General features: G+C 41.0%; 10 protein-coding genes. All 10 read right to left on the bottom strand.

What is annotated here, in order from left to right:
• Positions 1-232: 232 nt before the first annotated feature.
• Positions 233-991, bottom strand: coding sequence for a 2-dehydro-3-deoxy-D-gluconate 5-dehydrogenase KduD (gene kduD / locus ACFVAD_RS19680; RefSeq protein WP_386644083.1), 759 nt, complete (start codon positions 989-991; stop codon positions 233-235).
• Positions 992-994: 3 nt separating this feature from the next.
• Positions 995-1,825 carry a 5-dehydro-4-deoxy-D-glucuronate isomerase gene (gene kduI / locus ACFVAD_RS19675; RefSeq protein ID WP_386644080.1) on the bottom strand — a complete coding sequence of 277 codons (831 nt, stop codon included), beginning with the start codon at positions 1,823-1,825 and terminating at the stop codon, positions 995-997.
• 15 nt (positions 1,826-1,840) lie between these two features.
• Entirely contained in the window at positions 1,841-2,464 is a 624-nt protein-coding gene (locus ACFVAD_RS19670) for a YesL family protein (RefSeq protein ID WP_386644077.1), read from the bottom strand.
• Between the two features lie 124 nt (positions 2,465-2,588).
• Positions 2,589-6,737, bottom strand: a complete 4,149-nt coding sequence (locus ACFVAD_RS19665) for a discoidin domain-containing protein (RefSeq protein ID WP_386644074.1) — start codon at positions 6,735-6,737, stop codon at positions 2,589-2,591.
• A gap of 92 nt (positions 6,738-6,829) precedes the next feature.
• Entirely contained in the window at positions 6,830-8,038 is a 1,209-nt protein-coding gene (locus ACFVAD_RS19660) for a glycoside hydrolase family 88 protein (protein WP_386644070.1), read from the bottom strand.
• 65 nt (positions 8,039-8,103) lie between these two features.
• A complete protein-coding gene (locus tag ACFVAD_RS19655; RefSeq protein WP_386644068.1) occupies positions 8,104-9,672 on the bottom strand; it encodes an extracellular solute-binding protein in 1,569 nt (522 codons plus the stop codon).
• 118 nt (positions 9,673-9,790) lie between these two features.
• Positions 9,791-10,663, bottom strand: coding sequence for a carbohydrate ABC transporter permease (locus tag ACFVAD_RS19650; protein ID WP_386644065.1), 873 nt, complete (start codon positions 10,661-10,663; stop codon positions 9,791-9,793).
• A gap of 9 nt (positions 10,664-10,672) precedes the next feature.
• Positions 10,673-11,647, bottom strand: coding sequence for an ABC transporter permease (locus tag ACFVAD_RS19645; RefSeq protein WP_386644062.1), 975 nt, complete (start codon positions 11,645-11,647; stop codon positions 10,673-10,675).
• Positions 11,648-11,901: 254 nt separating this feature from the next.
• Complete coding sequence (locus ACFVAD_RS19640; RefSeq protein ID WP_386644060.1) at positions 11,902-14,163, bottom strand: helix-turn-helix transcriptional regulator; 2,262 nt, start codon at positions 14,161-14,163, stop codon at positions 11,902-11,904.
• A gap of 233 nt (positions 14,164-14,396) precedes the next feature.
• Positions 14,397-15,374 (bottom strand): Gfo/Idh/MocA family protein, encoded by a 978-nt coding sequence (locus tag ACFVAD_RS19635; RefSeq protein ID WP_386644089.1) that lies wholly within the window; start codon positions 15,372-15,374, stop codon positions 14,397-14,399.

Here is a 15,374-nt window from a genome sequence, read left to right as displayed (position 1 = left end):
AGGGTCATATCTTTTACTCATCGTAACACGCTCCAGTCCAGATACTTGTTTTTACAAGTCTCTCCAAACCGTGTCTACTTTATAGTCTAGACCCAGTTGAGACCTACACACTCTCCTTTTTCTTTACTAAGGTCACATGCAATGCCATAGAGAAAAAAATCCCTGACCCTCAGTAATTAAATCTCTGAGTGTCAGGTCCATCGTTAAACTCTTCTAGTCAACAACCAATAATCTACCTTGCCATCCATCCGCCATCCACAACGAGTGTATGTCCAGTAACATAGTCCGATGCAGAAGATGCCAAAAAAACTGCAGCACCTGCTAAATCTTCTGGTCTACCCCATCGACCAGAAGGGATACGTTCCAGAATGGATGAATTTCTTGCTTCATCATCACGCAGTGCCTTAGTGTTATTGGTAGCTATATACCCAGGAGCGATGGCATTCACTTGAATGCCATCATTCGCCCATTCGTTTGCAAATGCCTTTGTCAAGCCTTGAATGGCATGCTTGCTTGCTGTATAAGCTGGGACGAAAACTCCCCCTTGAAAAGATAATAAAGAAGCTATATTGATGATTTTCCCTCTTTTTCGGCCAATCATCCCCCTTGCCACTTCCTGTGAAAGTACAAATACAGAGTTTATGTTGGTATCCATGACTGCATCCCAATTTTGCCTGCTGTACTCCAGGGCAGGTTCACGCCGTATGATTCCTGCATTATTCACTAGAATATCAATTTCATAATTTGATAATAGTGATTGATACTTGTCTTTGATGCCGTCTACTTCCTGCAGGTCCAAAATAATCTCATCCGCCATACCTCCTGCTTCCTCCACTAGTTTCTTAGTTTCTCCTAGATTATCCCGATGACCAAGTAACAAGAGGCGAGCCCCGGCTTTCGCATAGCCGACAGCTATTGCCTGCCCGATCCCGGCAGCCGCACCAGTCACCAGGGCTGTTTTTCCTTCCAAAGAAAATAGATTCATATCCATCACCTACTTCAATTCATTCATGTCGATGAAATCCATGTCTGTGAACGAGTAATTTTCACCAGCCATCGCCCAAATAAAAGAATAGTTGCTTGTGCCAACACCCGAGTGGATTGACCATGCAGGAGAAACTACAACCTGTTCATTCCCAACGACCAAATGTCTTGTTTCATCCGGCTGGCCCATGAAATGAAATACCTTTCCGTTATCCGGCATATCAAAATAAAAATAAATTTCACTGCGTCGGTCATGAATATGGGCAGGCATCGTATTCCACATGTTATTGGGTTCCAATAGTGTCATGCCAAGCATGAGCTGACAGCTTTGCACTCCCTCAAAATGGATATATTTATATATGGTTCGCTCATTCGATTCAGCAATGGATCCCAATCTATTCGGCTCCGCCTGATCAATCGCAACCTTCTTCGTTGGATACTCCCTGTGCGCAAGGGTGGACACAAGATAAAACCTTGCGGGGTTATCACTGTCCTCGCTTTCGAACCTCACGTCCTCTTTTCCCATCCCGATATAGAGGCAGTCCTTTTTCCCTAATATGTACCTTTCCCCATCCACTGTTACACTTCCTTGATTTCCCACATTGATAATACCCAGTTCTCTTCTTTCAAGGAAATAGTTTGTCTTCAATGATTCTGTTGCTTCTAATAATAATGGCTCCTTAAACGGAATTGCCCCTCCTACTACCATACGATCTTCATGGGAGTAAAGCATTTTCAATTCACCTTTTTCAAACAATTTCTCTGCAAGATAGTGATTACGCAGTTGCTCTGTGGTATAGTTCTTCGCTTCCATTGGATTGGTTGCATGTCTGATTTCCATTTTGTTTCCTCCTTATTATCTACTTGTTGCGTGATCTATTTTTTCAAATGCCAGATTTGCGATCCACATCATGGAAAATGCAAGGATACTAAAACTCAAAAATGGTAATAGGCCTGGTAATAAAGTAATTATTAAAATGAATAGAGCAATGAATACGACCATGGTAATACCATGAAAAGGATGAGCCAAGGCAAATATGGTGGCATGTCTAATCAAATGGAAGATGGACATTCTGTAGTGGACGAAAATAGGGAAAATAAAGATGAACGTCATACAATATAGGAATATCAGAATAACCAAGATTACGAACATAATAAGTGATGTGACGCCTTCATTCCCCTGGAAAAAGCGCATATAAAAATATAGGACAAACCCTGCAGCCAGCATCAACCATCCCACTGCATTCGCTTTTATAAAATCTGATTTGTATTGTTTCCAGAATAACGGGCCGATTTGAACGTCCGTCTCTTTTCGAATCCATTTTCTAGCTACCGCAAACATTGCAGTTGTTGAAGGAAATATCCCTCCAACAAATAGGCCTAAACATATGCAGGCTATCCACAAGAATTGCAGGTAAGCAAATCTCATAATCCATTCCATAAAACGGTATAGAGCTGTAGTTTGTCCATTAGTAATCATACTGTCTTCCACCTCCACTTGGGTGACTCTCACTTATTACAGGGCAGAATCAATTGTTATCTCGATTCCACCCTGCAACCTATAACAGATATTCACCTTAATACAATATTTTTTTAAATTATCCTTATTCGCTTTCCCCTTTACCTTTGCCGGGTTTTTCGACTAAAACTTCGAAGGTCTTTTCATAACCGAATCGTTTATCCGTGACCGTAATGGTTGCCTTCCCTACCCTTAAACCTTTTAGTTTTCCATTTTTCTTCACTTCAATTATGGAAGAATCACTGCTAGAAATAATAAGATCTTCTGCTTTTACCTCATTCCCATCGAAATAGACCCATGATACGTTCAATTTAGTATTTTTTTTCAATTTAATGCTTTCTGGGTTATCCACTTTCATGTAGATCGGTGCCGGTTTAAAAATGCCAACTTCCGTCAAGCTGTTCCAATTATTGCTTGTGTTCCCGGACCCATTGATTCGGATATATCTAGCCGTAACCGTCTCAAACGGGAACACTTCCGGCTTTATGGTATTCCCTGAACTTTGTCCTTTGTATACTTCTGTCCAATTCTCCCCATCCATTGAAGCTTGGATATTGAAGAAGTAATTTCTTTGATGTCCATTCATATATGCGATGGACACTGCACCGACTTCCTTTTCTGCACCTAGATTGTATTGGATCCATTGCTCCCCGGACGCTGCCCACCTTGTGTTCAAGTCACCATCAACAGTTTTGTCAGGTGTATTCCCTTGTGCAGCTTCTGGAACAGCGCTTGCTGTAATATCTACAACCGGGAGTTTATTGACTGCAGGCAGTTCGCCTTCAATCGGTCCTTTTTCAAAGAGAATGGTGTATCTGTTTTTTCGATCCGGGTCAGCTGGATCCACCACTTCCACAATCGTTCTGCCAGGAAGATTCTCTGCAGGAATGACAGTTACATCATAGTCTGAGTCCGCTTCTACTAATGGAACATCTTCCACATCAAAAGGAACAATCAGTTCGTAATAAGTGTTGTCAGGATGAAATCCAGGTATTGTCGTGCCATTCACTTTTAAATCCGTTACTTCAGGTCTGGTTGGTTTTGGAATAAGATCTCCATCCGGTATTTGCCACTGAGTTAATGGGGCAAATGATGGTGCATCCGGAAGTTCTTCCCCTTCCCATAGCGGTACCATCCAAATGGATAGGGTCGCCTCCTCTATATCTGTCATATGGACGGCCAGCTTTCTGACACCATGATTTGGTGTTTGGCCATCCGGATTTGGAGATGTAGGCAAAGGCTCTGCATTCATTTCAGAAAAGACGGCAAGCTCGGGAGCATTGAGCATCATTACATAAAGCTTTTTATCCTCTTGTGATAATATAGCCGCTTTTCCATCTTCAATAATTTCAATGTCAGCCTGTGTATGCATAAACCAATAAAGCTCAGATGGCTTCATGAATTTCATTTCATCTTGAAGGATAACCTCTCTACGCTGATTGGAGAGCATCATACCACGTTTCATTGAAACAGCATCATTAGGATGACGTTCGGTCAAATCCAGGATGCCGAACGACCCCTGTGGCTTGGATTCACTATTGATCAGCATTGCCTTGGCATCATGCTGCTGTTGCATGATCGGATTTTCCTTTGGGTTTACAACTAAAGTATTGTGCCCTTCCGCCGTTTTTCTGTAATAGCTCCATCTAGTATTTTTGTAGTCCCAGAATCCTGGAAGACTGTACGATTCGTTTCCAAGGTCCATGGCCCATCTTGTTCCAAGTCCATCAAAGACAAAGCTTCCTGCATCAAGGTCATGATGGCTTAATAATGTATCATTGAAGCCTTTCATCGAAACAAATAGAGCATTAGGGTCATTCCATGCACTTCTCATGGATATCCCTTCTATCCCATCGAAAGTACGATCCAATTTCACAGGTTGCTGATCGAACATGCCATCCTTATAAAATACGAGATACAAAGGATCATAAACTCCTTTTCTATCGTAAAGATCACCAAGATGCCACGCATTGTCCGGTCGATCATAGAAATCTGCAAACCACATGGATTCAGGCTGTGCCATTGAAATGCCGCCATCATAAAAATTGAAGAAACCACCCTCACCTAGTAGATGGACTGGAAATTCCCCGGAGTTCTTGACACCATCCAGCTGTGATAATCCGTAATCCTCCCCCAGGACGTTATTCATTGAAGCCATCATATAGGTAAGATATTGCCCTCCGTAATGCCAATATGCAGGACCTTCAAGCCAAGACCCATCCTCTTGGTAGAATCGGAGGGTTTGCTGAAGCTTATAATAGGCGCCTCGCAGTACCTGCGCAGCCATCTCTTGTGACTCCTCATCTTTATCCATTATGGCAAGGGCTGCCAATGGAAAACCACCATTATTAACTAGATTGATATTATTGTACTCACCATTATGCCGGAATTTATCCTGGTACCATTCCAATCCGACACTCAACGATTTTTCGCGGATCGCTGTAGCGAATTTCTCCTTCTGTTCTTCTGTCATGTAATTATGTAGCCAGTCATAGGCCAAGGCTACGCTAAATGTCAGCTCTGAAAGAGGGATCATATTATTTGTTTTACCATACCAATCCTTATATGCAGATATGGCATCAAGTTCTTCCACCGCTCTTTGTGCATACTTTTCTTCCCCACTTATCCTGTACATAAGTGCCGTATTGATTAGCCGGTCACGAATGATTCCATAACTTGACCCGCCATCATAAGCAATCGGCTTCGTCTGGAGGACTGAATCTGCTGCATCTTTCAACAGACCAAACCATTCCTTCATATAGCGATCTGTTTCCACCATACTGCGGATCTCTTCAAATCGCTGGTTGTCTGCCAATAACCTTGGATGGCTTCCGGACTCATTGTTTTCATTAAATTGAGAAATAAAATCTCCTGTATCCGGTAGGACAAATACTGTTACCTTATCCTTCACTACTTCTCCTGATGGATTTTCTACTGAAACTTCAAAATGATCAAATCCGACATAATTTTCTGAAGGTGTATACCGGAATGTACCGTCCGTTTGTAACTCCAATTGTCCGTTTTCTGGTTCCCCAGCCTTTGCCCAGACTAATTCATCTGGGTTCGGATAGATCACTTTTTGCAGTTGATTTTCAAGTGTTGTATTTTTCGGGGTCGAATACCAGAGAAGATCTAAGTCAGGTGTTGAATATCCACCGTCCGTAGTTATAGTAGCTGTACCAAATTTCGGTCCACCATTTTCAATACTGGCCATAAATATGAATCGATCCTCCCCGCTATATTGGTCATCAGGATAATAAGAGAAGGTACCATCCTGGCGAACGTTTACTACACCATGCTTCGGCTCTACTGCAAGTGAGTAAGTAATCGCGCTTCCATTGCTGTCCGTTGCACTAAGCTGTCCTTCGAGTATCCCTTCCTGTGAAGTACCTGAAAAATCATCTACCGTGAGTGATTCCGCAGCACCTACACTTATAGCAGCTGTAGAAGTGATATTCCCGTCGATGGAGGCTGCCTGTACGAAGGAATAACCATCTCCTACTGCACTTACCAAGCCATCTGCCGTTACAGTCACCACCTCTTCATTGGAGGAGGTCCAGGTGACCATGCGCTGGGATGTATTTTCAGGAAAATATGTCAGCTCAAGCTGCTGGGTATCTCCTTGATTCATGGATACAGTTGAAGGTGTCAGGTTCAGTTGTTCCAACTCCACTACTTTTCTGATAGAGTAGTCGTCAAACCACACCTTCCCTGTTGAGTTCTCCAAGAAAGATTCCACTTTTATAAGAGTAGAGGCTTCAGGTACCGTAATAACACGTTCAAAATAAGTCCAGTCACTGGTACCAGTTACTTCCTTGATATTTACCAGAGTGTTTGATGCACCGGATCTGTTGATTTGAAAACGAACCAGGGCCTTTGTTACATCTTCAGTTTTTATCCACCCACTCAATAAATAGGTTTCCCCTATCTGAAAGTCTGTGGTTTGTTGGATTACCGCCCCTCTGGCTGCTGTTTCAGATTCAATTTTCACTGAATTGCTCCCGGTGTGACTTTCCCCGGTATCTACAGAGTAGATTGGTCCACCGCTGAATGTATATTTTGATGTTCCAACTGGTGCAACATTATCCTTCCATCCACTTGCTGTTGTAACTTCCTCAAATCCACCATTCACGATCAGATCCTCTGCAGCAGCCTTTGCGGTTCTGTCTTTCGGCTGTATAAAGGTGGTCAACACCAATAATAGGGACACTACAACGATGAATATCTTTTTCATATTCAACCTCCGCATTTATTTTTATTATTCTCCCGAATAGACGATTGACACTGATTAACGACCGTTGACTTTCCATAAAAATAGATATCTACTTACCAATAAAGCTTCCAATCTTTCAAGAGTCTTACCAAGGCTTCGAAATAGTAGTAATCGCCCCAAATACAGCTTTCATCTACACCCATGTTGCCTCCCTTGTAATAGACAGCATGCTTCAGAATTCCATTGGCTTCCACTTCAACCTCCGTTGTATAGTTTTGATGCAAGGATTTGATAATTTTGATGGCTGCATTCTGATAGTAATCACGATAAGGGTCGGTAAGTGGCAGGCACTTCACCATTTCCAGCATGCCGCAAGCAGCAATGGCTGCCGCAGAACTGTCCCTTTCTTCCTCCCCTTCCGTATAAATCAGGTCCCAATAGCAGACATGGTCTTCCGGCAAGCGATTCAGAAAATAATTGGTGATCTTTTTGCTCAGTTCCATCAGGTCCCAGTCACTTATATATGTATAGCTGAGTGGAAAACCATACATTCCCCATGCCTGACCTCGAGCCCAACAGGAGTCGTCAGAAAAACCCTGGTGCGTATCACCTTTTAATGGAGACCCTGTATCCGGATCCATATAAAAGGTATGGAATGTGGAGGCATCTTCCCTGACTATATATTTTGCCGCCTGTTTTATATGACTAGAAGCAATTTCCCGATACTTCTGATCACCTGTAACTTCACTTGCCCAATACAATAAAGGCAGATTCATATTACAGTCAATGATCATCCGGCCTCTTTGCTTAGGGTCCTTTAAATCTCCCCATGCCTGGAGGATACCGGCTTTTTCAAAATATCGGGTAATGAGCAGGTCCGCAGCCTCCAATGCTGCATTTTTTGCATCTATATTTCCCGTTAATTTGAAGGCGCTTACGCAGGACAAGGTATAAAGAAATCCAACATCATGGTGATTCACAGATATTCTGTTTTCAATTCTTTCTTTGAAGCTCTGAACTTGCTTTTCCGCAACCCTTCGGTATTTCTCATCATTCGTCACTTCATAAGCCAGCCAAAGCATGCCAGTCCAGAAACTGGTAGTCCACTCTACATTATCAATTGCCTTGTATACTTGATTATTGCTGCTTGGTGCCGGGAATTGATCGGTAAACTGGTCAAGGCTTTGATCAATTTTTTTTAGCACATGTCCGATTGCATTTTCTACATAATCACGTGTAATCTTCTCGGTCTCTCCATACTTGGTGCTTTGAAAGATGCCTTCATCCTTGACTTCAGTTGCATCAAATCTCACATTTGACATAAAGCTCCTCCTCTTATGGTTCAATTATTTAACAAGGGTGCGATGGCACCCTTGTCAAATCGTCATTAATCATTCAAATAACGTTCATATGCATCTTCATGGATTTTGATAAGGTCCTTCACACCCATTTGGTCCAGGCGACTCTTAAAGTTCTCATAGTTTACATTCTCTGCCCCAAGAATCCACTTTTGCATCGTTTCATTGATATAAGTCATGATCTGCGGTTGAAGGTCGTTGTAGAGTTTTTCCTCTTCATCCGTCATGGTTACGAATGGATAATGCTCCATAAAGTAATCGTTTTTAATATAGTCTTCTGCACCTTGAACAGCTATTGGATTCATCCATTGCTTTTCGTACTCAAAATCCTGATGATACGGGAAGATGACCTGTGCACCGATCTCACGCAATTTGCCCGGTATATCACTGCTGCTCAGCACTTCTTCTGTAAATACAGGCTTGCCGCCTTCCAATGTATAGGTTTCGCCCTCTACGCCATAGTTCATAAGCTTTCTGCCTTCTTCAGTAAAGAAGAAGTCCAAATATTTAATTGCTGCAACAGGGTCTTCATTTGAGTAACCAATTGCCACGCCTGAAAGGTTACCGAATGGAGAGCGGATAGTCGGTTCTACACGGTTGCCTTTCGTATTTTCTGGTGGTGCCATTGGGACAAAGTTAAAATCTGGAATCTGCGCCTTTAATGTATTATTGTAATTTGCAGTACTACCAAACCAGTCGTGAGTAGCGCCACCGATGTCATTTCCTAAAAGCTCATCACGTGCATTATTGCCTCTTGTGAAAATCTCAGGATCAATGAGTCCTTCGGAATACCATTTCGCGATATTTTCCATTGCATCAGAGAATTCTTTTTCATAAGGGCCGAAAGCCACTTTCCCATCTTTAATATAGAAGGAGCCGAACCCGCCCCACAATGTCGCTAAATCAGCAACACGATAGTTGATTCTTGTGAAATATGGTATTTCGTCCTTTTTGCCGTTTCCATTTGGATCCTGCTCCCTGAATGCCTTCAGCACGGTATATAATTCTTCTGTTGTCTGTGGCACTTCCAAGTCCAATTTATCCAGCCAATCCTGGCGAACAAACCAGCCTTCTGCAGCTTCTCCATCAGCAATAAATGGAATGTGATAGAGATTCCCATCAGATGCATTGGAGATTTTTGTGATTTCGGGCATTTCATCCAGATACTTCTGGATATTCGGTGCATGCTCTTTGATTAAATCCTGTAACGGCAGGAATGCACCCTCTTTGCCGTATTTATTCAAATTTACCTTTGAACCTTGTACAAGATCGGGAATTTCACCGGAGGCTACCATCAAATTGAAAGCCTCCGCGCTATCTGTGGAAGATTTCGGAGCAACTCCCTTTAGTGACACATTTGTTTTCTCGGCAGCAACTTCAAACGTCTTCCAATTATCGTCAAATACCACATTACCATTGTTATAATGTAGATGAATTGTCATCTCCATCGGGTCTTTACTGACAAGGGTGGAATTTTCAGTACCTTCATTAGGAGTCTTTTCTTCATCCTTCTCCTCTGGTGCCGAAGTATCGTTACTGCAAGCACTTACCAATGCCATTATCACCACTAGAAATACCATAAAATATTTTTTAAACATCCATCTTTCCCCCTGTTAATGTTTTTTTATAAAAAGTATTAAGTATTGATCGGACCCTCCTCTCCATTAAATAAATACATTAGGGTTTATTGATCCAGCTATAGGCGTACCATTATCACTATTCTTTGATGCCGCCTAGCATGGTTCCCTTCACAAAGTATTTTTGCAGGTATGGATATACGAGAATGATAGGAATTATGGATACAATGATGGTGGCGTAGATGATCGTTTCCTTGGAATACTGGGATGCAACATCCATGACACCCATCATTTCCTCACTCAAGCTCATTTCCACTATCAATTTCTTCAATAAGACCTGCAATGGAATCTTGCTTTCATCATTTAAAAGTATCATTGCCCAGAAGTACCCATTCCACCTGGCAACAGCATAGAATAATCCTACAGTCACCAATGCCGGTTTTGATAAAGGTAAATAGATTTTCCATAAAATCTGCAGATCATTTGCACCATCCACCTTGGCCGATTCCTCTAATGAATCCGGAATTGATTGAAAAAAGCTTCGCATGATAAAGACCAAAAAGGTCGAGATGGCAAATCCTATAATTACGCTAGTTCGGGTATCCAGTAACCCAAGCTCCTTAAAGTTCAAAAAGGTTGGAATGATACCTGCTTGAAACCACATCGTGAAGGCAATGAAAAATGCGATAAAGCTTTTTCCCATCAACCTCTTTTTCGATAAAGGGTAAGCCCCGCAGATTGTAAACAAGAGGTTTACAATGGTACCGAGGAGGGTATAGTAGAGCGTATTTCCATACGCCATCCAGATTCCTGGTTCCGTGAGAACCCTTGCATATGCATTAAAGTTAATATCTTTGGGTAGCAACAGCACATCACCGGATAATACGGATTGTGACGAGCTGATCGAGGCTGAAAATACATAGATAAACGGATAAACACAAGCAATGGCCAAAAGAGCCAAAAAACCATAGATTATGCTGTCGGATATTTTTTCACCTAGTGATTTTTTCATTTTCTTCACCTACCATAAACCATTCTGAGTTAGCTTTTTGCTGATTTTATTTGCAAGCACGACCAAAATCAGTCCCACTACTGAATTGAATAGCCCTGCAGCTGCGCCGATTTCATATTGTCCACCCTGAAGACCTGCCCGGTATACATAGGTGTTGATGACATCAGCAGTTTCGTAGGTGCTGGGTTGGTATAAAAGGATGATTGCTTCATATCCGACCTCGAGAAAGTTTCCGATATTGATGATAAAGAGAATGACAATGGTAGGAATGATGCACGGTATGGTAACATGCCATATCTGTTTCCATCTATTTGCGCCATCCATTTTAGCCGCCTCATAGAGCTGGGGGTTTATTCCTGCTATGGCTGCAAGGTAGATGATTGCATTGAAGCCTACGTCTTTCCAAATCCCCATTCCGATAAAGATGGAGCGGAAATAGCCAGGTTCAGTCAGAAAATATGTCTTTTCTCCCCCAAATTTGTCAATCACAATGTTAACCAGGCCATTGGTAGGTGCCAAAAAGTTGGTCACGATCCCTGCCACTACCACAATGGAGATAAAATGCGGAAGGTATGTCATGGTTTGCACTGTTTTTTTGAATGTCATATGCTTAACTTCATTTAATAATAATGCAAGTATGATTGGTGCCGGAAATCCGAAAATCAATCCATAGAAACTGATCAGTACGGTATTTTTCAATGTTCTGAGAAAATACTCACTCTCAAAGAATCTGACGAAATTCTCAAAACCAACCCAGGGGCTATCCGCAATCCCTTTGAAAAGACTGTAATCTTTAAAAGCGATCTGCAGACCATACATCGGTTTATACTGAAAAATGATATACCATAGGATAAATGGGATAAGCATCAGATAGAGGTATTTATCTCTTATCAAGTTCCTTTTAATTTTTTGCAATCTCGTCATTCTTACTTGTCTCACTTCAGATCGAGGTTGCTCCGTCTGAATAGATGACTGCACACACATTCCCTCCTTTCCTTATGTAATGAATTTGTAAACGCTTACTGTTTTCCTGGAAACAAGCCGGCTTGTTAAGATTAATACTAAATCACTTTTCTCACTGAAGGATATGGTGAGTTTTTTCATTAGATATTTAAATGTTCTGAATATTCAATAACGCGAATTATAGTGAAAGAAATGTAGATGCATCCAAAATTTTATATATTCTTTTCTTCCAATGCTTCTATAAATATTAAAGGTGCACCGAATAACCGGTACACCTAAATGGATTTATCATATTGTCCGGGAGACAAACCGACATATTTTTTGAAAATACGGATAAAAGTATTTACATTATTATAACCAACCATTTCAGCAACCTGGTTTACTTTCATATCTTCGGAAGAAAGTATTTCCTTTGCCTTTTGAATACGGTATCTATTCAGAAATTCCTTGAAGTTTTCCCCTGTATTCGCTTTGAAGATGGTGCTGATATAACTTGAAGATAAATTAAAGTGCTCCGCTAGTTCCGATAAAGAAATATCTTGTTGATAGTTTTCATGGATATAGCGTACTAAATCATCTGCTATCGAATTGGCTTCAGGTGTGCTTTCAGAGACAATCTCTTGAAAAACTTCCTCAAAAACATGCAAAATCCTCTTTTCCAGTGTCCGTTTATCATCAATAGAGGAAAGTTCGATATACATCTCATCGTTTTTTGTGAATATATCTTGAACCGGCTTGTTGATGTTTTGAAGAATTCGGCTTACTGTCGCTGCAATGATGAATACAAATTGTGAAAGTGCCTGCTTATTCAATTTCCTTTCATAAAGGTTTTCTTTCAGAATATGATTCAACATAAGAAAAGCTTTTTCCTTATTTCCGTTAATGATAAATTGAATAAGATCTTTTTCTACATCCATCGGATAATAAAAAGAATCATTCTCGAGATGCGCAATGTCTTCCATCGTAAGAATCCCTTTTTTATCGATCATTATCCTATATTCCAATAGATTGGTAGCCTGTTTGTAGGCATTTTCCAGCTCGTCGAACGATGAAGAAGGGGAAGCTATGGCTGTAACTATATTTCCAAGGAGATTTTCCGGAAGATGATTATAAAATTGAACAATCAAGTTCTTTAAGGTTTCTGTATCAGTTTCTTTAATGATAATTACGAGCTTTTCTGACTCCAGCTCAATTACTTCTATATCAGTCTGGGTTTTCAGTGTGTTTTCAAGCAGTGTGACCATTTTGGATTTCAACTGATGGAGTCCCTCTCGTGACAATTGCTCATTAAGGTCGCTATTCTTTCCATAGGATACAATCACTAGCGAAAATTCATCTGTAAGAATATCAAGATTTAATTGCTTGACCTTTTCAGCTATCCTTTCCTTTGGAATCAATCCAAAGAGAAGATCTCTTAGGAATTTGACCTTTAAAGGAAGTTGATTTTGCTCGATGGTAAGCTGCAGGTGTTTATTCATCTTCTGCATATCCATGGCAACCTTATGAATAAATGAAAATTCATCTTTGTCATCCATGTCCTGCTCCAAATTTAAAGCGCTTACCACTTTCTTTACAGGCCGATATGTATAATTTGCAAAAGCCAGCGTCAGTAAAAGCCCCAATGCCAATAGGATGATCAAAACCGCCAAGCCATTTGAAACCAGGTTGCCTGCTCCTGCTACATCCGCCTCTGTCACATAAACATAACTCCAATCCCGGAATATTTCAGAGCCAATGGAATGAACCTTATAGTCTGAGACAGAACTTACCGAATAGGTCGGGGTGGTTTGACTATTGCTCCTTATTGCGTTTAAAACCTTTGAGCTCAACACGGAGCTTGCATTCCCTTCCTTAATGGTAGAGTCCATTAAAATAATGTCCTCATTGGATGTGATGGCAAAGGCGTTTTCTATCGACGAATTTAAATCGATAAAGGGATTATTAATCGGGAAGGTCAAAAAGAAAAGAATCGCTCCCCCTTTGTCCACCCTCAGCTTTTTTACAATTGTCAATCGTTTTTTTTCACTATCAGATTTAATCTGTAATATTCTGAAATAACTGGACCAGCTATTATCTTCAATGAACTTCTGCAGCTGCTCTTCCTTTTCTTCGACCACCCCAATATTCTTAAGAAACGCTTGTTTACGCAAAGTATTTTGAGGCGTAATGACAGTATTATCGTCAATTTTCAAAATTCCGATGTTAAAGTTAAACTGGTCAAAACTTCTGCTCATTCTCTGGAGTTCATTGTAAAGTTGAACTATATGATAGTTTTCTAGATTTTCATCCAAGTTTGAGCTGTAATTTTTAAAATTATTATTTGTTTGAAGCTGACTTATCCCGCTTAGTGCCACTTGTATCCGTTGATCCATCGTCTTTTGGGTTTGTGTAATCAACATTTGTGAGCTGCTGTTACGCTCAAGCTGTACCAATTGTTTATTTTTATAAAAATAGACGCCTGAAACGATTCCTGTATAAGCAAGGATAATGACCAAAAACGAAAGAAACAGCAATCTAAAGAACTTTTTCTTCTTCATTAACATCCCCCTTGTCCCATACATTGCCAAAACACTTCTGTTTTCGAAATATTATAAATATAATTTAACACCATTTTTGTCTTACGTATATATTAATTTGGAAATTAGGAGAGTCAGGTTCTATCGGTAATTTGAGTTTTTCTCCCAAAGAAAAGGACACCCCCTTCCTATTGTGCAGCTCATAGTAAGAGCAGCACCACATGGGGTATCCTTTAAAAATTCCCTTGATATGATTATAGCGTTACAGGTTTCCCGGATTCTGAGGATTTGTATGCCGCTAAGGCAGCTTCCATCGCTTTCAAACCATCATACCCACTGATGGATGGGGCTTTTCCGTCTTTTACAGCAGAAACAAAATCCCCTATCAATCCCAAATCTATATCTTTCCCTGCATAAACATAGGAAAACTTTTGTTCAGTTTCATCTTTATAGAGTTTCAGCATATCTCCAAAGGCGTCGACACGTACTGTTCTCTTCGTCCCTATCACTTCTATCGTTGCATCACCCCAGGATGGATACGCGGAAGTCCTTGACCAGCTCGTATCATGTGAGGCAATAGTCCCATCCTCAAATTCTATCGTAAGCAAGCCGGCGTCATCGATATTTTCCAACCCGAAGAGACAATCGACTGTGGCAAAAATCTCTTTTATTTCTTTACCCAGATACCATCGCATAATATCAACCATGTGAACGGTATGGTCAAGTACTGCTCCTCCACCGGATTGTTCCTTGTCGATAAACCAACCTCCAGGGTTTTGCCCCCGGTTGGTTGTTCGCATGGCTACTATTTCCCCGATCTCACCACAATCTATCAAACTCTTCAGCTCCCGGATCGCTTTGCTGAACCTGACCGGAAAAGCAGTTTGAAGAATAACCCCATTTTCTTTACAAACAGCTATCATTTCCTTGGCGTCCTGCAAGTTTGTAGCCAATGGCTTTTCACACAATATTTGCTTTTTTGCATAGGCAGCTTTTACAACCATTTCCTTGTGCCTGTTATTTTCGCTGCAGACGATGACTGCATCCATTTCTTCAAGCAAAAACAAGTCCATATCGTTGAAGTATTTTGTGTTAAATTGGCTTGACGCCTCTTTTCCTCTATCCATATTCTCATCAAATATTCCGATGAGTTCCACTCCCGGAAGCTGCTGCAGACATTTTGCATAGCTATATGCATGCATATGGGCAAAGCTCATAATTCCAACCTTCAC

It is taken from the genome of Sutcliffiella sp. NPDC057660 (genome assembly GCF_042800035.1).
Classification (GTDB): domain Bacteria; phylum Bacillota; class Bacilli; order Bacillales; family Bacillaceae_I; genus Sutcliffiella_A.
Note: the sequence above shows the minus strand (reverse complement) of the source record. Positions and strands in the feature narration are given on the sequence as shown.

What these genes read in the sequence shown, in the direction of transcription:
- kduD (WP_386644083.1), bottom strand. Translation starts at nt 991, where the DNA reads ATGGATATGAATCTATTTTCTTTGGAAGGAAAAACAGCCCTGGTGACT.
- kduI (WP_386644080.1), bottom strand. Translation starts at nt 1,825, where the DNA reads ATGGAAATCAGACATGCAACCAATCCAATGGAAGCGAAGAACTATACC.
- ACFVAD_RS19670 (WP_386644077.1), bottom strand. Translation starts at nt 2,464, where the DNA reads ATGATTACTAATGGACAAACTACAGCTCTATACCGTTTTATGGAATGG.
- ACFVAD_RS19665 (WP_386644074.1), bottom strand. Translation starts at nt 6,737, where the DNA reads ATGAAAAAGATATTCATCGTTGTAGTGTCCCTATTATTGGTGTTGACC.
- ACFVAD_RS19660 (WP_386644070.1), bottom strand. Translation starts at nt 8,038, where the DNA reads ATGTCAAATGTGAGATTTGATGCAACTGAAGTCAAGGATGAAGGCATC.
- ACFVAD_RS19655 (WP_386644068.1), bottom strand. Translation starts at nt 9,672, where the DNA reads ATGTTTAAAAAATATTTTATGGTATTTCTAGTGGTGATAATGGCATTG.
- ACFVAD_RS19650 (WP_386644065.1), bottom strand. Translation starts at nt 10,663, where the DNA reads ATGAAAAAATCACTAGGTGAAAAAATATCCGACAGCATAATCTATGGT.
- ACFVAD_RS19645 (WP_386644062.1), bottom strand. Translation starts at nt 11,647, where the DNA reads ATGTGTGTGCAGTCATCTATTCAGACGGAGCAACCTCGATCTGAAGTG.
- ACFVAD_RS19640 (WP_386644060.1), bottom strand. Translation starts at nt 14,163, where the DNA reads ATGAAGAAGAAAAAGTTCTTTAGATTGCTGTTTCTTTCGTTTTTGGTC.